Here is a 17,045-nt window from a genome sequence, read left to right as displayed (position 1 = left end):
AACAAATGTCCAATATTTGCAATCTTTTTACATAATGTGCTTGAACTTCACACTATGTGAATATTATATTCTCTTTAGAAAACTGATTAATAATTAATGGAGGTACCTATACAATGGTATATTCGAAAAAGAAATCATGGGCGATAATTACTATAGTTTTAATTATCACCGCATTCTTTGGATTGCAAATTCCAAAGCTTGTTATTGATAATGATATAAAAAACTACCTACCTCATGATCTTCCTGATTATGCTCTTCTCCTAGAAAGTGAAGATATTTATGGTAGTGAAATATTAATGGATATTGCATTAACCACGAACAACGATTCAATACTTTCAGCTGAAAATATAAATAAAATCGATGAACTTACAGAAGCTTTTGAACAACTTGATCATGTTGATAAAGTTCAATCTTTAACTAATATAGATTATCTAACAAGTGAAGATGGTAGCATGGTTGCAACCACTCTAGTTTCCAAAGATTTTAATAATACATCAGAAGAAATTGAAGAGATAAAAGAAAAATTAGTAGATTGGCAAGAAATGTATGATGGAGTTATTGTTTCAAAAGATATGAGAGGCTCTCAAATCATTATTACTATAGATAAAGACATTACTCCAGATGAAATGGATACCCTTTATGATCAAATTTCAACAATTGTAAACAAACATAATTCTATCGATCTTGAAATCACTATGGCAGGTGATCCTGTTTTATCACAAAAAGCTAGAGAATATATGAATACTGACTTAATTGCATTGATTCCTTTAGTCACTATTGTTTTAATGCTATGCTTATTCTTTAGTTTCAAAAAATTTGAAGGCATGATTCTTCCAGTTATAACTGTATTAATAAGTACTGTTTGGGATGTTGGCTTGATGGCTATTTCAGGTGCTCATTTTACTGTTGTATCCTCATGCTTACCAGTTGTACTAATTGCAGTAGGTTCAGCATATGGGATTCACGTTTTAAATCATTATTATGAAATGATAGCAAAAGAAAAAGAAAAAGTAACTCGTGAAAAACAATTAGCTATAGTAAACGAAGCAATGAAAGCCATAAAAGGCCCAGTAATTCTTGCTGGAATTACAACTATTGCTGGTTTTATTTCAACAATCACAAGTCCTGTTATTCCTTTAAAAACCTTTGCTCTATATAGTGCAATTGGTGTTACAATTGCCTTAGTTTTATCTCTAATCTTCATCCCCTCCTTACTTATTGTTAAATCACTAAAAGGTGAAAATAGAAGAATCGAGAGAAGAATTAAAATTCAAAAATCTCAACAATCAAACAATCCTAATGTTGTTGCAAGACTAAGTGCTAGAAGAAATTCATTGAATAAAGGGGTTTCAACTAATATTGCAACATATCTCTCAGAACAAAGAGGAAGACTTTATCTCTTCTTTGTAATTGTTGTGGCATTAAGTGTTTGGGGAATTTCTAAACTTAATATTGAATCTGCTATTATTAATTATTTCCCTAAAGATTCTTCTATTAGAACTGATGCTACAATGATTGATGAAAATTTCGCTGGTTCTAACTCTTTTAATTTTATAATTTCAAGCTCAGAAGGTGATAATCTAACAAATCCTGAAATTCTTAAACAAATGGATGATCTACAAAATTACTTAACTCAAAAATATCCAGATGAAATTGGTAAGGTCATTTCCTATACTGAATTTATAAAAAGAATGAATCAAGTAATGCACTTTGAAAGTGAAGTAAGTGAAGAGGATTCAACTTTTACCACTTCTAGTGAAGATGTCGATAGTTTCTTCAGTGATGAAGAAATGTCTGATACAGATAGCTTCTTTAGTGATGATGGATCTATCTCTAGTGATGATACCTCTTCAGCTGGTGATGACTTTAGTTCTTTCTTTGATGAAGATACTTCAATAAATGATGAAGAGAGTACTCTTTCTGCTAATGAAATAACTACTACTACATCTCATGAATTATTAAATGAAACAGTTACAGTCCAACAATGGCTTGAATTAATGAATAAAACTTATATTGCTGCAGGTGGCTCAGATATAAGTGTTGATGAATTCTATAATCAACTATTAAAACAATTGGATTATAACGGTGCAAATTATTATGAGATTCCTTACGATGTATCTAAATATCCAGTTGCAGATAAACAAGGTTTAAAGAACTTAATAAGTCAATATTTACTACTCTATTCTGGCTCCCTTGATGATTATAGTAATGACTCTTTAGAGCCAACTCAGGCTAGAATGCAAATAGAATTAACTACTCACGAAACTAAAGCTGTTTCTGATATCATAAATGACGGAAAAGCTTTTGCTAAAGCACATTTCCCAGAGGGTTATACAATAGATGCATATGGAATTGCTGAACTTGAATATTCTCTAACAGACATGATAACAAGCAGCCAAATCACTAGCCTATTGTTAGCAATTCTAATAGTTTTCATAATTCTATTCATCTATTTCAAATCTCCAATTGCTGGAATTATTGGAACTATCCCTTTAATTCTCTCAATACTAATTAACTTTGGAATAATGGGTCTCACTCATATCAACCTTGATATGGTAACAAGCTTAATTGGATCTATAGCAATCGGAATTGGAGTAGATTATACAATTCATTTTATGGATGACTATCATAGGCAAAGACTTCTATCTAATGATCTTCAACAAGTTACATTAAATACCTTATCTCTTTCTGGAAAAGCAATCATTGTTAACGCTGTCTCTGTAGGTCTTGGATTCCTAGTCCTAGCTTTATCTCAATTCGTTGTCCTTCGTTATATAGGTATTTTAGTTGCAATAGTAATGCTAACAAGTAGCTTTACATCAATGACTATCTTACCAGCTTTATTAAATACTTTTGATCCAAAATTTATGAAAAAGCCTTTAAGAAATAAATAATAAAAATATTAATAGGAGAAAATTATGAACAATCAAAAAAAGAGATTGAAACAGATATTTTCAATTGTATTTGTTAGTTTAATTGGCTGCACCACTCTATTTGCTACAGATGGCACAGAAATTATGCAGAAAGTCTTCGATAATCCTGCACCAAAGTATTCTCACTCAGCAGTTAAAATGGACTTAATAGATGCTAGTGGAGAAACACAATCTAGATTAATGGAAGAATGGGGAAAAGATGAAAATGATTTAGTTTCTTCTGTAATTATTTTTAGATCTCCATCAACTGTAAAAAACACTCGTTTCCTACAAGTTCAAAATGAAGGATCAAGTGATAGTAAATGGATTTATCTTCCAGCATTAAGAACTGTTCGTCGTATTGCTTCTTCAGAAGGTTCTAAGTCTTTTATGGGTAGCGATGCCACTTATGATGACCTTGAAACTAGAGAAGTCGATCGTGATAACCATGAATATGTTGGTGATGAAACTGTAAATGGATACGATTGTTATGTTGTTAAATCAACAGCTAAAGATAGTTCGGACAGCCAATATTCCTATAGAGTTTCATACATAGATAAAAACAGTTATGTTCCAGTCCGTGTTGAAATGTTTGATAAATCGGAAAATCTATACAAAGTTCTAGATGTAAATAAACTTGAACAAATAAATAACTATTGGATTCCAATGGCTAATACAATGAAAAATGTTCAAAGTGGTCACTCAACTGTCTTAACCATTTTAAAAATTGAAGTTGATAATCCATTAAGTGACAAGATATTTACTCCTAATTTCTTAAAAACCGGAAAAATTTAAATTAAATAATTAGCTCATATACAGAGCAAAGGAATAAAAAATGAATATAAAAAAATTTAGTATTATTACAATTGCATCAATGTTGATATTAAATCCTGTATTCTCAGATGATTTTGATTTTAGTGATTATAATGATGAAGGAGATAGTTCTTTTCAAGGATTTGACGATATATTTGGTAGCGTAGATTCTTCATCAAGTTCAGATTCATCTTCTCTACAAATCAATGGTACAGCAACAACATCTTTAAGAACATATTTACAATCCGCTGACTGGTCAAATAGTGATGAATGGGAAGATGCAAATCTTTATTCAACTTTAAACACTGAACTTTCCCTAGATTTAAGCCAATCTACAGATAAGAGTGATTTTAATTCAACTCTTATTTTAAGCGAAGACACTTTTTCTAATCCAAGCGATATAATAGATGAAATGACTTTTAGATACTATGATGGAGATCTAATTTATCAAATTGGTAAATCTAAAATAGTATGGGGCCGTGGTGATAAATTGCATGTCTTAGATTTAATAAATGCTAATGATTATAATGATTTTATTAATGAAGATTATATTGATCGAAGAATAGCCGAACCTGAAGCTGATATTTCTTGGTATAGAGGTGGCGATTATAATATCAATATTCAAGCTGTTTATACTCCTTTTATGACTGTTGATAGATTAACATATTCTAGTGATAATATTTGGACACAAAGTTCAATTATTGCTGCAAATACTTTACTTGAAACATATGGAGTTTCAGTTGATTTAGAAGACTGTCTTCCTGATACTGACCAATTAAAATATGGCCAATTCGGACTTAGAACTACTGGTACTATTAATAATCTAGACTTTGGTCTTGAATATTATTATGGCCACTATAAAACTCCATCAGTCGCAGCTACTTCTGCTATGAGTGCTCTTGTTGCTGCTGCAAATGCTGGACTTTCTAGTTCATTAACTGCTGACGATATTTCAGAATATGTTTCCTATGATAAGTTACAAGTAGTTGGAATAGATGGTGAAGCAGTTATTGGAAAATTTAATCTCAGAGGAGAATTAGCTTATTATTATACTGATGACTTTGAAGGTGATGATCCTGATGTTCACAACAATAGTATCCAATGGGTAGGCGGCTTCTCAGTTGATTTACCAATTAATAATATGAGCTTAAATGTTCAAGATATCGGCTCATACATTATTAATTATGATGAAAATACTTCTCCATTAGATGTAGATTATAGTGCAGCTGAATCTTGTACTAACATGATTGTAACTCAAATATCCGATACTTTTGATCATGAAAAAATCAATACTAGCCTTGCTTTTATAGTTGATATTGAAGACTTAGATGTAATTGAATACATAATTAAACCATCTGTAGATATTACTTTATGTCAAGGCCTTAATTTAAACATAGAAGGTAGCTATTATACTGGTTCAGATGAAAGTGAATTTGCAACTTTCAATGAAAATGGTTATATAGAACTATCTTGTGATTATAGTTTCTAATCTATAATGCTTAAAATATTAATACCCAGAAGGCCTTCACTTCTGGGTACTTTTTTAATTAAAAAATTCAATATCTGAATAAATTTTTATCCATAACTAATTAATTGGTGAGAGATAGTTTTTTATTGCATTTTTAGTTTCATAAAAAAATTCTTCTGGATCTAAATGTAAGGCTTTTGTTAATAGGGCATTATCTACATCGACACTTAATATAAAACTATGAACTAAACTTATTAAAACAGCTGCAGCTTTATTGTAATTATCGATTTTTCTAATACTACCATCCCTAGTTCCTCTCTCAAGAAGTTTTGCAATAAGATTTCTAATAGTATTAACAGTTTGTTTCACTCTTTCAACAACTTCGTTATCCTCTCCTAATTCATGAATACATAAGGTAAAATTGGGAAGCAGTTGATAATTACTATTTTCAAACATAAATTCTTTCTTATAACTATCTATAAAATATAAAATACACTCAAGGCCTGTTTTTTCACTATCAAATATTTTATCCATATTCTTAAGTTCTTTTTCGAGAGAATTTTCTGCTATTGCTAATAATATTTCTTCTTTATTTTTAAAATATAAATATAAAGTCCTTCTACTTAAATCTGACATAGCTGCAATGTCATTCATTGTAGATTTTTGAAAACCCTTATCAGAGAAGATAAGTTTAGCTCCATCTAGAATTTCTTTAATTCTTCTCTGACGATCTCTAGCTCTTCGCTCAATAATACCCATAAAAATTTCCTTTGGTAGTAATATAAAATATGTATACCTTATTATATTCTAAGGAGTAACAAATTGCAAAATATATAAGCTATTTTCCATAAATCATAGCAAAAGAACTATTTAGAATTAATTTTGTAAAGTTTTTTTTGATTTCCCTAGTTTGACAGCTGATTCAAGAAACCTACTCCAATAAATACTTATCTCATAAAGAGATAAATTTTTTTATTATCTTTTTCGTTGTATTTTATTTGTACACACAGGGCACACTTGTATATATTTATAGTTTGTGCTATAATTTTATTTATCAAGTCGAGGTTTAAAAATGTATTTATCAGTCATTCCACAGAAAAGATCCAATAAACATAGAATGTATATAAGAGAGTCTTATAGAGTTAATGGAATTCAAAAAAAGAGAATAATTGAAGATCTTGGTTTTGTTGAAGACTATCTAGATCAATATGATGACCCTGTTGCTCATTTCAAAGAAGTAGCTAAACAAAGAACTGCTGAAAAAAATTATCTAAATGAAGAAGTTGAAGTTAAAGTAAGAATTCATGATTTTTTAGATAAACAACAAATAGAGAAATCAGACTTTAGTAATAGAAAAAACTTAGGATATATTGTAATCTCTCATTTTTATCATAAGCTAAAGCTAAACAAATTTATTAACAGTAAAAAAAGATCAACTGATATTGCCTTTAATATGGATAAAGTTTTTCAGTTATTAATTTATTCAAGAATTATTAATCCAGATTCTAAATTAGGGACCTTTAATAATAAGGAAACCTTCTTTGAGCCAATGAATTTCGATATACAACATATCTACCGCACAATGGATTATCTTTTTAAATGGAGATATAGCTTAATTAAGCATCTTAACAATCAAATGACGAAACAGTTTAATAGAGATACTACATTAATGTATTATGATGTGACTAATTATTACTTTGAAATAGATAATGCAAAAGAAATGAAGCAACGTGGTGTATCAAAAGAACATAGACCTAATCCTATTGTTCAGATGGGTCTTTTTATGGATGATATGGGAATACCTGTTAGTTATCGTCTTTTTGATGGAAATACAAATGATTGCTTAACTCTCCAACCAAATATGCAAACAGTAAAAGATGATTTGCAGATAAAAGATATAGTTGTTGTAGCAGATAAAGGAATGATGACAGGAGATAATAGAGGGAATATTCTTATAAATCATAATGGGTATGTAATAAGTCACTCTGTAAGAGGAGCTGATGCAGAGATGAAGGCTTGGGTAAAAAAACAGGATGATTATATTTATCTAGAAGTTCCAGAGAAAGAACAGAGATATGAGAAAATAAAAAAAGGGCGTTGTATTGTTGGAGAAGATAATGTTCCTAGAGTAAAAATGAAATCAAGATTTTATCCAGCAAAGATAAATGTAAAAAATAAAGAAACTGGGAAAATTACTAAAGTATTAGTTAATGAAAGACAAGTTGTGTATTACAGTCAAAAATTTGCAGATAAAGCTAAGAGGGATAGAGAAGATGCTCTTTGTAAAGCACAAAAATTTATTGATAGTGGTAGTACTGCTGTTATGAATAATTATGGAAGTAATAAATATATTAAAACAGATATTGTATCAACTAATGGAGAGAAGCTTTCAAAAACAGATTGTATAAAACCCTATTTTAATCAAGAAAAATTAAAAGAAGAAGAATCTCTAGATGGTTACTATGTGATATGTACAAATGTAATTGGATTAGATCCAGAAGAAAAACCAATGAAATGTAAAAGTAAATTCTTGAAGGATAATTACTTCAAGCTGAACAAAGTCGTTACCGATTTAGATATCATTGAGATGTATAGAGGATTATGGGAAATTGAAGAAACCTTTAAGATAACAAAAAGCTACTTAAATTTCAGACCAGTATTTCACAACAAAAAAGAAAGAATTGAGGCCCATTTCTTATCATGTTTTGTTTCTTTGGTAATTACAAGATTAATAGAACAATCAGTTGAATCAAAATGGTCAACATTACAGATAATTGAAAGTCTTCAAAAAGCTTGTGGAAGTGAGTTTGAAGATAACATTTATCTATTTGATTACTATGACGATATTTTAGAAGAGTTTGATCGTAAGTTAGGAACTTCATTTAAAAGAAAATATTTAAGTAAAGGTGATTTAAAATATATCATAGGAAAAATGAAGAAACAGTAAAAGTGTCCACAACTATTACACAACGTTTATAAGGATATAATTCTTACCATACAAGGAATTATATCCTTTTTTTCACCTATTTAGCTGTCAAAGACAGGATATAAAGTCCTTCTACTTAAATCTGACATAGCTGCAATGTCATTCATTGTAGATTTTTGAAAACCCTTATCAGAGAAGATAAGTTTAGCTCCATCTAGAATTTCTTTAATTCTTCTCTGACGATCTCTAGCTCTTCGCTCAATAATACCCATAAAAATTTCCTTTGGTAGTAATATAAAATATGTATACCTTATTATATTCTAAGGAGTAACAAATTGCAAAATATATAAGCTATTTTCCATAAATCATAGCAAAAGAACTATTTAGAATTAATTTTGTAAAGTTTTTTTTGATTTCTTATCTTTTAATTATTTCATTCATTATATCTATGACTATGTTTTCCTATAGGTATAATTAACGGAGAGGCAGTTAATGGGTCTTCAATTATTATACAATCAAGATTATAAATTTCTTTCATAAGCTCTTTAGTAATAATATCTTTTGGTGTTCCTTCAGCAATCAACTTACCTTTTTTCAGCGCAAAAATATAATCACCATATCTAGATGAAAGATTAATATCATGAAGAACCATTACAATAGTAGTACCTTGACTTTTATTTAATTCAAACAATAAATCTAAAATCTCAACTTGATATTGTATATCTAAATAAGTAGTAGGCTCATCAAGTAATAAGATATCTGTATCTTGAGCTAAAGCTAAGGCTATCCAAACCCTCTGCCTCTGTCCTCCACTTAACTCATCAATATTACTATTAGCCAAATCATCTATCCCAACTATTGAAAGAGCTCTATTTACTGCTTCATAATCTTCTTCTTTAAGATTACTCATAAACTTTCTATATGGAAAACGCCCCCTTGTTACTAAATCAAAAACCTTTATTCCTTCTGGAACTGTAGGAGATTGAGGGAGGAGACCAAGCAATCGAGCAAATTCTTTTCCTTCATATAAAAAAATATTTTTACTACCTAGTGTGATCTCCCCTTTCATTGGCTTATATAAACGTGCAAGATTTTTTAAAAGAGTTGATTTCCCACAACCATTTGAACCGATTATGATATTAATCTTTCTTTTTTGAATTTTAATATTCATGTTACTAATAATGACTTTTTTTTCATAACCTGTAGTGAGATTTTTTGTTTCGAGATACATACTCTATTCCCTTCCTTTAGAAATATTAACTAACAACCATAATAAATAAGGTGCTCCTAAAATTCCGGTTATAACACCGACTGGATAGCGTACACTAAATAAATTATTTCCAACTAAATCAGCAGATAGTACAATTAAAGCTCCTATCAATCCCGAGGGTATCAAATTACTTTTATTATTTTGAAAAATTCTAGTAGCAATAGGACCTGAAAGAAATGCAACCGATGATATGGGACCTGTTATTGCTGTAGTTAAAGCCACCAAAAGGACTGCAATGATAATCAATATAGGGAAAACTCTATTAAGTTTTACTCCTAAACTTCTGCTAAGATCATCACCAAGAATAATTAACTCAAGATTTGGATTTAATATAAGTAAGCATATAAATAGAATAGTAATGGGAATAATATATAAAAGTATTTGATCCAGTGTTATACCATTTAGGCTACCGGATAACCACTGAAGTGTTGATGCTACATCAAATTCTGCGGCTCTTGATAGTAAGTAATTTGTTAAAGCATTTAGCATAGCTTGTACACCAATACCTATTAATATCATCTTTATATGAGAAAAATGCCCACGATAACTAGAAAGGATATATATTAAAAAAGCTATAAAGAGCCCTACAACTATTGCTATTATAGAGACAATACCGCCTTCTAAGTTAAGGATTAATATGGCAAAAACAGCCGAAGTACTAGTTCCCGCACTAACCCCAATAACATCAGGGCTAGCTAATGGATTTCGTAATAATGTTTGAAAAATATAACCTGCAAGACCAAGAGAAAAACCCGCTCCAAGCCCAACAATCATACGTGGAAAACGTAGATTAATTATTATAAAAGATCCACTAGTCTCTTGATTAAATAAAACTTTCAAAACATATAATGGACTATAGATAGTATTCCCTATACAAAGAGATAATATAGCTAAAATAAATACTAGTAATATTAATAGATTGCGTTTTAATATATACTTATGCAAACGTATTTTGTAAAAATCAAATTGTGACTTCATAAAGCTTTTACCTTTGTATGTCTAATAATTGTAATAAATACTGGAGCGCCTATAATTACTGTTACTATTCCCACTTCAGTTTCAGAAGGATACCCTATTACTCTTCCAATAATATCAGAAGTTAAAAGTAAGCTACCTCCAACAATAACAGAATAAATTAAAGTTAGTTTCATATTATTACCAATCAATGATCTAATAATGTGCGGAACCATTAACCCTATAAATCCAATTGGTCCAGCTAAAGCTGTTGTTGCACCACAAAGAACTACACCTGAAAGAGCTCCTAGCAAACGAATAATAGAAGTATTCGTTCCTATTGAAGTAGCCATTTCATCTCCTAATGCTAAATTATCAAGACTTTGTGAAATACTAATTGCTATAACAAACCCAATTAAAAAAAAAGGTAAAAGTAGCCTAATATTTTCAATTGTCGCTCCGCCTATACTCCCAACTTGCCAGAATCTAAATGAATTCATAACATTATTATTTGGTAACATAAGAGTTGACACAAAGGAACTTAAAGCAATACTTATAGCTGATCCTGATAGTGCAAGTTTTATAGGAGTAGATCCATTTTTCCCTAAAGAGGCTAATGAATAGACAGCAAAAGAGGTAAGACCAGCTCCTATAATAGACAACCATATATACTGACTTGCTGATGTTATATTAAAATAAACTAAACCTAAAACTACAAAAAGAGAGGCTCCAGTATTTACACCTAAAATACTAGGATCAGCAATTGGATTACGTGTTATAGCTTGCATCAAGGCACCAGATGTTGCAAGTGAGGCTCCAGCTAAAATTCCAAATATCGTTCTAGGTATTCTTTTTGTAAGTATGCCCCCAATTATTGGATCAACTTCATTTCCACTTAAATATTCTATAACTTGTGAAAAAGGAATAATTTTAATTCCAATAACTAAAGAGAGCATACTTATCAAGCCCAATAATACAAAAGTAGATAAGCCAATTATAATGTTCTTTTTCATATATTAGTGAAATACAGAATCAATAGTGGCTAAAAAATCTTCAACAGTTGCTGCAATTGATAAGACAGTTGGATTAATAGCTGCAGTTAACTCGGTACCATTTGCTAGAGGGATAACATGGTGATTCTTTACTGCTGAAACTTGTGAAAACATTGGATCAGATTCTAAGGCAGAAACTGATTTTTCATCACCGTAGATTATAATAAAATCAAGTTCTTGCAATTCTTCAATATTATCAGAACTTAAAGTTACAGAGAAATCTTCATTATCTACAAAATATTTTTCAAGGGAAGAAGGATAAACAAATCCTAAATCTAACAAATAAGAACCACGTGGATCATTTGGACCATAAGTATAATAAGTACTTAAATCAGTTGGATTAATCCATAGAAGAACACCTTTCTTACCCTCTAAGTTAGGGTATAAAGATTTAGCTTTGTTAATATAGTCTTCACTTTCCTTTATAATTTCTTCGCCTTTATCTTGCATACCCATTATATCAGAAATTTGTTTAACATTATCTCTCCAACGAGAATTCCATGGTGTAGTAAGATATGGAATTGTAGGAGCTATTTGTGAAAGAAGTTTATATTCATCTTCAGGCATACCAGAATAAGTTGCTATAATTGCATCTGGATTTGACTCAGCAACTGCTTCAAAATCAGTTCCATCTACATCATCAAATACATTTGGATTATCTTCACCTAATGCAAGAAAAGCTTCATAAGTCCAAGGAAGAAGCCCTTTATCATTAACAGCACCCCAATTTGCTCGAGCAGTACCGACAGGAACAACTCCTAAAGCTAATAATACATCTTCCTTTGACCACCCAAGAGTTACAACTCTTTTTGGTTGAGATTCTAGAGTCGTAGAGCCCCATCCATGATTTATTTTTTTTGGAAATTGATTATCTTTATCTAGCTCAGTTAAGGAATCATTATCAATTTTTACATCTACTAAATTTTCTTCAACTGAACCTTGAGAAAACAGACTAATACTTACAAATATTATAGCAAACAATGCTATTATTTTCTTCATTCTCACACCTCAAAATTTTTTTTGTGTTAGTATACGCTAACAAGAACCGTTTATCAATAGGTTATTTTAAATTTATAAAACAGATTTTATTATCAGTTAATGTAACACCAATCAAGATAAATGTATAATTGGAAAATAGAATTACACAATACCATGAATTAAAGTATAGAAAAAATAAAATATTATAAAATTTACTATTGTTTAAATACAAAAACACACTTAAATTCTGTACAACTTACATTTTTTAAAATTATAAAAAGAAGCATTTTTTTATAATCAGAATATTAAGTTAGGCAGCCCTATCATATTTTCTCTCTTTTATCTATTTATTTAATCACAATTATTAAGGTATGTTATTATTCCTTTCCATTTTAATTTTCTTCTCATAGTAGATAAAGATGAAAACTTTATAATTTTTTCAACTCATTATTTTGAACAAAAATGATAAAATTTACTTTTTTTGTAGAAGTTTGAGTTTCATATATTCTTTCAGTGTAATTTAAAGAATCAACCTTTATTTACTCTATTTTTAATTTAGAATAAAGCTAATGTTTTGAAACTTTTTCTATAAAGAAAGTTTTTAAAATAAAATTAATCAAAGCAAATTAAGTTTTTAATACTAGTTTAGGAGTTTCTTATGTCGATTAAAAGTATTGTTGGTTGCATAGGTTGTGGAGAATGTGTTCAAGCTTGTCCAACTGATGTAATTAGATTAAGTGCTAAAAATGGGAAAGCTTATATAGCCTACCCAGCAGATTGTCAAATGTGCCATTTATGCAGAATGAGTTGTCCAGTTGATGCAATTACAATAGATAGTAACAAATCAATACCTGTTATGGTCTCATGGGGTTAAGAATGGAAAATAAAACTAAACTAAATTACATAATTTCAGGTGCAATCATATATTTAGCCATACCTTTATTTTATATGATTTTTGGAGATTTTGAAAAAAGAACAATTCTTAAAGAAATATTATCTTTAGTTACTGTTGGTGCATTTTATTTGATGTTAGGACAATTCTATTTATCTAGAGTAAATATTGTTAACCTAAAAGGTGTTAAATATTCTAAGGTAGTAAAACTACATAAAATTATTGGATACATTACAATCTTATTAATAATACTCCACCCTATTTTCCTTGTTTTACCAAGATACTTAGAAGCTAGTTTAGACCCTATTGATGCATTTGTATTGATTCTTACAAATTTCGGATCTCGTGGTATTATTCTAGGTCTTATTGCAATGGCTTTAATGATACTAATAGCTATAACATCCATACTTAGAAAAAAAATGAAAATAAAATATAAGACATGGAGAAAAATACATGGGCTTTTATCAGTAGCATTTATCATAATTGCAACCTTCCACGCTGTTGATCTTGGAAGACATATGGATGCTTTCTTATCAAATTATACTATTGTCATGGCGTCAATTGGAGTAGTTTTTTTAATTAGACTTTACTTTTTTGACAATACTTCTAAGGAGAAATAAATGAGCGAGAAATCTAATAAAGGTATATCAAGAAGACAATTTTTAGGACTTTCTGGAGGTGTAGTTGCTGCAGCTACTTTAGCTAGTATGGGAATTAAATACCATGGAACTAAAAATGAGAGAGAAATAGATCTTGACGATGTTAAATATAACGAAAAGGAAACTGATGTTTTAGTAATTGGTGGTGGTATGGCTGGTTTATTTGCAGCTGTAAAAGCTCATGATGCCGGATCAAAAGTTATGCTAGTATCTAAAGGAAGACTAGGTTCTTCTGGAGCTACTCCTTTTGCAAAGGGTATTTTTTCTTATGATGAAGCTACAGCTTCAATGAGTATAGATGATTTTGTAGCTCAAGTTTCTAAATCAGCGATAAATACTAATAGAAGTGAATATACTAAGCAAATGGCTCTCCACTCTAAAGAAAGAGTTGAAGAGTTAAAAAAATGGGGATTTTTCAATTCTCCACTTTATCATAAATCATTTAGTAAACCAATAAAAGAAAGAAATATTACTGTTAAAGAGAGAATTATGATTACCCATTTAATTAAAGAAAATGGGAGAATTGCAGGCGCCGCTGGTTTTAGTTTCGATGATCCTATAGTTTATATCTTTAAAGCAAAATCCGTTGTTCTTTGCACTGGCGCTGGGGGCTTCAAACCTAATGGTTTTCCTGTCTGTGATTTGACTCATGATGGTACTATTATGGCATATAATATCGGTGCTAAAGTTACTGGTAAAGAATTTAATGATGGACACTCTGGTTCTGCTATCAATCCAGCAGATTGCTACACAGGTTGGCATGGTATGTTTGATATGGCGCCCTCAACTAATTCAGTTGAAGTTCATCATGACCTCGGTGTTGATTTAAATTATAGAGCATATGTTTTAGGCAATCCTATTTCTATGATGCCAGGTGGAGATACAGCAACTGTAGAAGGCGGGCCATATGTTCCTGAAGGATTTGATAGGCAAAGCCAAAATGATGAAGGAAAACCTTCAGGCCCTCCTCAAGGTGGTCCGGGGGGAGATAGTGGAGATGCACCTTCAGGACCTCCTCAAGGTGGTCCAGGAAAAGATAAAGCAGATGGTGGCCCAGCAGGTGTATCTCAAATCTCTTCCGGTGGTGCATCAGCGGGTATGTCAATCCATAAATCTGAAGGTATAGCACCAATTAATTTGCAAGGAGAGTCTACAATTCCTGGTCTATATGCAGCAGGAGATGCTCTAGGTTCTTACATGGCTGGTGCTATATATACACAAGTTGGGTCCTCTTTAGCTGGATCTGCAGTACAAGGAGCCATTGTTGGAGAAGCTGCAGCTAAATATAGTTCTACAGTTACCTTACAAAATATTTCCAATTCTAAAATAAAAGAAATTGAAAGTGAAATCTTAGCGCCCTTAAAAAGAGATACAGGATATAGTCCCTCTTGGGTAACTCAAATTTTACAGGGAGTAATGATACCAAACTTTGTGTTATATATTAAAAGCGAAAAGCTATTAAATGCAGCACTAGCTTATGTTGAAGAACTTAGAGATCACCACTCACCTATGCTAAGAGCAGCTAACCTTCATGAGCTAAGATTAGCTCATGAAACAAAAAACATGATTATTACAGCGGAGATGAAATTAAAAGCATCTCTTATGCGTACAGAAAGTAGATGTAGCCATTATAGATTGGATTATCCAAATGTCGATTATAAAAATTGGGAAGCTTGGATAAATATTTACAAAGGTAGTGATGGGATTATGAAATTTGAAAAAGTCCCTTTCGGAGAATGGACAAAAGCTTAATATGAACAGTCAAGAATTAACTTATGAAAATGAAGATACAATGCCCATTTTAGAGCATTTAAAAGAACTTAGAAACAGATTAATAATATCTTCAATTGCTTTAGTTGTAGGCTTCTTTGTTGCAATCTATTTTTATGATTCTATAATAGATTTTCTGTTTGTACCTTTTGAGCAACTTAACTCATCAACATCATCAAAAGTATTATATGTTAATACTATTGCTGAAGGGTTGGTAGTACAAATTAAAATCTCTGCCTTAGTAGGTTTTATTTTATCTTCTCCTGTTCATATGTTTAATATCTTAAGATTTATATTCCCTGGCCTACATAAAAAAGAAAAACAAGTAATATCGATTACCCTCTGTTGTAGTTTTATCCTGATTTTAGGAAGTTTTTATTACACTTACTACACAATAATCCCTATATCGATAGCTTTCTTAACAGGACATGGGTTCATTCCAGAAAATATAGGAATGCTATTAAGTTTTGGTAGCAACATCTTCTATATATTGCAATTTATACTAATGGCAGTAGTTGTTTTTCAACTACCAGTGATTTTGGAAGTACTGATGATATTAAATGTAGTTCAAAGAAAAACTTTATTTAATATTGGAAGATATTTAGTTGTTCTTTTCTTCTTAATAGCAGCCATTCTATCTCCCCCAGATTTCATTACCCAAATAGGATTAGCACTTCCAATGACAGTACTCTTCTATTTGACACTACTAATTGCAAAAATATTTAAATTTGGAGAGATATAATATGTTTGGATTAGGATTAAGTGAAATTATCACACTTATAATAGTAATAATTGTTGTGTTAAATCCAAAAGATTTACCTATTATAGTTAGAAAAATTGGAAAAACTTATGCAAAAATCATGCAACAAGTAAATCAACTAAAGAAATCTTATAAGAAATTTGAAGAAGATTTACAAATTGAAGAATTAAATAATATTGAGATTGTAAAACCTCAATTTAAGAATAAAAAGAAAAAAATATTATAGGAGTCAAATTATGATTGGAACTACTGAAGTAATTGTTATTTGTGGAGTTGTGGTTTTATTATTTGGAGCATCTGCTCTACCAAAATTTGCGAGAAATATAGGTAAGGCTAGAATGGAATTTGAAAAAGGGATGAAAGAAGCTAGAGATCTCTCAAATGCCCAAAAAATGGAAAATATTAATACAGAAAAATCTACTGAAGAGACAAAAGCTTAATATAATAAATAAAATAAATTGCCTCTTTTAATTCACATTAAAAGACGTATTATTAGAGGCATTAAGTTTAATTAATTGATTCATCTAAATTAAAAAACTAAAGTAATAAACCAATTTAAAACTTAAATTAGGCTATTAGTTTGTATTGTTT

Annotated in this window: 16 protein-coding genes; 10 read left to right on the top strand and 6 right to left on the bottom strand. The window is 30.3% G+C overall.

Annotated features, from left to right (window positions below):
- Positions 1-113 precede the first annotated feature (113 nt).
- From ACZ5SO_RS02100 to ACZ5SO_RS02090, 3 genes are read left to right on the top strand one after another with little or no spacing between them, the layout of a single operon-like run.
- Positions 114-2,894, top strand: a complete 2,781-nt coding sequence (locus ACZ5SO_RS02100) for an efflux RND transporter permease subunit (RefSeq protein WP_464626457.1) — start codon at positions 114-116, stop codon at positions 2,892-2,894.
- Between the two features lie 24 nt (positions 2,895-2,918).
- Complete coding sequence (locus tag ACZ5SO_RS02095) at positions 2,919-3,707, top strand: outer membrane lipoprotein-sorting protein (RefSeq protein ID WP_464626455.1); 789 nt, start codon at positions 2,919-2,921, stop codon at positions 3,705-3,707.
- 40 nt (positions 3,708-3,747) lie between these two features.
- Positions 3,748-5,214: a hypothetical protein gene (locus ACZ5SO_RS02090; protein ID WP_464626454.1), complete on the top strand. Its 1,467-nt coding sequence runs from the start codon at positions 3,748-3,750 to the stop codon at positions 5,212-5,214.
- Positions 5,215-5,310: 96 nt separating this feature from the next.
- On the opposite strand, the gene ACZ5SO_RS02085 is transcribed toward ACZ5SO_RS02090, so the two are convergent.
- Positions 5,311-5,952, bottom strand: coding sequence for a TetR/AcrR family transcriptional regulator (locus tag ACZ5SO_RS02085; protein WP_464626453.1), 642 nt, complete (start codon positions 5,950-5,952; stop codon positions 5,311-5,313).
- A 313-nt stretch (positions 5,953-6,265) separates the two neighbouring features.
- Here ACZ5SO_RS02085 and ACZ5SO_RS02080 point away from each other — a divergent pair, with 313 nt between their 5' ends.
- On the top strand, positions 6,266-8,140 hold the full coding sequence (locus tag ACZ5SO_RS02080) for an IS1634 family transposase (RefSeq protein ID WP_464624504.1): 1,875 nt from the start codon (positions 6,266-6,268) through the stop codon (positions 8,138-8,140).
- Positions 8,141-8,220: 80 nt separating this feature from the next.
- Here the strand turns inward: ACZ5SO_RS02080 and ACZ5SO_RS02075 are convergent, their stop codons facing one another.
- The 5 genes from ACZ5SO_RS02075 to ACZ5SO_RS02055 all read right to left on the bottom strand — a co-directional run bounded on the left by ACZ5SO_RS02075 (position 8,221) and on the right by ACZ5SO_RS02055 (position 12,394).
- On the bottom strand, positions 8,221-8,391 hold the full coding sequence (locus ACZ5SO_RS02075) for a TetR/AcrR family transcriptional regulator (protein ID WP_464626452.1): 171 nt from the start codon (positions 8,389-8,391) through the stop codon (positions 8,221-8,223).
- 161 nt (positions 8,392-8,552) lie between these two features.
- Positions 8,553-9,350 carry an ABC transporter ATP-binding protein gene (locus tag ACZ5SO_RS02070; RefSeq protein WP_464626450.1) on the bottom strand — a complete coding sequence of 266 codons (798 nt, stop codon included), beginning with the start codon at positions 9,348-9,350 and terminating at the stop codon, positions 8,553-8,555.
- Positions 9,351-9,353: 3 nt separating this feature from the next.
- A complete protein-coding gene (locus ACZ5SO_RS02065; protein ID WP_464626448.1) occupies positions 9,354-10,334 on the bottom strand; it encodes a FecCD family ABC transporter permease in 981 nt (326 codons plus the stop codon).
- A gap of 29 nt (positions 10,335-10,363) precedes the next feature.
- Positions 10,364-11,356 carry a FecCD family ABC transporter permease gene (locus ACZ5SO_RS02060; protein ID WP_464626447.1) on the bottom strand — a complete coding sequence of 331 codons (993 nt, stop codon included), beginning with the start codon at positions 11,354-11,356 and terminating at the stop codon, positions 10,364-10,366.
- A 3-nt stretch (positions 11,357-11,359) separates the two neighbouring features.
- Positions 11,360-12,394, bottom strand: coding sequence for an iron-siderophore ABC transporter substrate-binding protein (locus tag ACZ5SO_RS02055; protein ID WP_464626446.1), 1,035 nt, complete (start codon positions 12,392-12,394; stop codon positions 11,360-11,362).
- A gap of 637 nt (positions 12,395-13,031) precedes the next feature.
- Here ACZ5SO_RS02055 and ACZ5SO_RS02050 point away from each other — a divergent pair.
- Genes ACZ5SO_RS02050 through ACZ5SO_RS02025 form a run of 6 tightly spaced genes read left to right on the top strand, consistent with a single transcriptional unit; the run spans position 13,032 to position 16,894 of the window.
- Complete coding sequence (locus ACZ5SO_RS02050; RefSeq protein WP_464626445.1) at positions 13,032-13,247, top strand: 4Fe-4S dicluster domain-containing protein; 216 nt, start codon at positions 13,032-13,034, stop codon at positions 13,245-13,247.
- Positions 13,248-13,249: 2 nt separating this feature from the next.
- Positions 13,250-13,885, top strand: coding sequence for a ferric reductase-like transmembrane domain-containing protein (locus tag ACZ5SO_RS02045; protein ID WP_464626444.1), 636 nt, complete (start codon positions 13,250-13,252; stop codon positions 13,883-13,885).
- Entirely contained in the window at positions 13,886-15,676 is a 1,791-nt protein-coding gene (locus tag ACZ5SO_RS02040) for an FAD-dependent oxidoreductase (protein WP_464626443.1), read from the top strand.
- Position 15,677: 1 nt separating this feature from the next.
- The gene (gene tatC / locus ACZ5SO_RS02035; protein WP_464626442.1) at positions 15,678-16,436 is read left to right on the top strand and encodes a twin-arginine translocase subunit TatC; all 759 of its coding nucleotides are present in this window, start codon (positions 15,678-15,680) and stop codon (positions 16,434-16,436) included.
- Position 16,437: 1 nt separating this feature from the next.
- Positions 16,438-16,680, top strand: coding sequence for a twin-arginine translocase TatA/TatE family subunit (locus tag ACZ5SO_RS02030; protein ID WP_464626440.1), 243 nt, complete (start codon positions 16,438-16,440; stop codon positions 16,678-16,680).
- Between the two features lie 10 nt (positions 16,681-16,690).
- Positions 16,691-16,894: a twin-arginine translocase TatA/TatE family subunit gene (locus tag ACZ5SO_RS02025; RefSeq protein WP_464626438.1), complete on the top strand. Its 204-nt coding sequence runs from the start codon at positions 16,691-16,693 to the stop codon at positions 16,892-16,894.
- The last annotated feature ends 151 nt before the right edge of the window (positions 16,895-17,045 follow it).

It is taken from the genome of Pleomorphochaeta naphthae, from assembly GCF_055396005.1.
This window is presented reverse-complemented; position numbering and strand designations above follow the sequence as displayed.

What these genes read in the sequence shown, in the direction of transcription:
- ACZ5SO_RS02060 (WP_464626447.1), bottom strand. Translation starts at nt 11,356, where the DNA reads ATGAAAAAGAACATTATAATTGGCTTATCTACTTTTGTATTATTGGGC.
- tatC (WP_464626442.1), top strand. Translation starts at nt 15,678, where the DNA reads ATGAACAGTCAAGAATTAACTTATGAAAATGAAGATACAATGCCCATT.
- ACZ5SO_RS02030 (WP_464626440.1), top strand. Translation starts at nt 16,438, where the DNA reads ATGTTTGGATTAGGATTAAGTGAAATTATCACACTTATAATAGTAATA.
- ACZ5SO_RS02040 (WP_464626443.1), top strand. Translation starts at nt 13,886, where the DNA reads ATGAGCGAGAAATCTAATAAAGGTATATCAAGAAGACAATTTTTAGGA.
- ACZ5SO_RS02090 (WP_464626454.1), top strand. Translation starts at nt 3,748, where the DNA reads ATGAATATAAAAAAATTTAGTATTATTACAATTGCATCAATGTTGATA.
- ACZ5SO_RS02070 (WP_464626450.1), bottom strand. Translation starts at nt 9,350, where the DNA reads ATGTATCTCGAAACAAAAAATCTCACTACAGGTTATGAAAAAAAAGTC.
- ACZ5SO_RS02055 (WP_464626446.1), bottom strand. Translation starts at nt 12,394, where the DNA reads ATGAAGAAAATAATAGCATTGTTTGCTATAATATTTGTAAGTATTAGT.
- ACZ5SO_RS02050 (WP_464626445.1), top strand. Translation starts at nt 13,032, where the DNA reads ATGTCGATTAAAAGTATTGTTGGTTGCATAGGTTGTGGAGAATGTGTT.
- ACZ5SO_RS02080 (WP_464624504.1), top strand. Translation starts at nt 6,266, where the DNA reads ATGTATTTATCAGTCATTCCACAGAAAAGATCCAATAAACATAGAATG.
- ACZ5SO_RS02095 (WP_464626455.1), top strand. Translation starts at nt 2,919, where the DNA reads ATGAACAATCAAAAAAAGAGATTGAAACAGATATTTTCAATTGTATTT.
- ACZ5SO_RS02045 (WP_464626444.1), top strand. Translation starts at nt 13,250, where the DNA reads ATGGAAAATAAAACTAAACTAAATTACATAATTTCAGGTGCAATCATA.
- ACZ5SO_RS02025 (WP_464626438.1), top strand. Translation starts at nt 16,691, where the DNA reads ATGATTGGAACTACTGAAGTAATTGTTATTTGTGGAGTTGTGGTTTTA.
- ACZ5SO_RS02100 (WP_464626457.1), top strand. Translation starts at nt 114, where the DNA reads ATGGTATATTCGAAAAAGAAATCATGGGCGATAATTACTATAGTTTTA.
- ACZ5SO_RS02085 (WP_464626453.1), bottom strand. Translation starts at nt 5,952, where the DNA reads ATGGGTATTATTGAGCGAAGAGCTAGAGATCGTCAGAGAAGAATTAAA.
- ACZ5SO_RS02075 (WP_464626452.1), bottom strand. Translation starts at nt 8,391, where the DNA reads ATGGGTATTATTGAGCGAAGAGCTAGAGATCGTCAGAGAAGAATTAAA.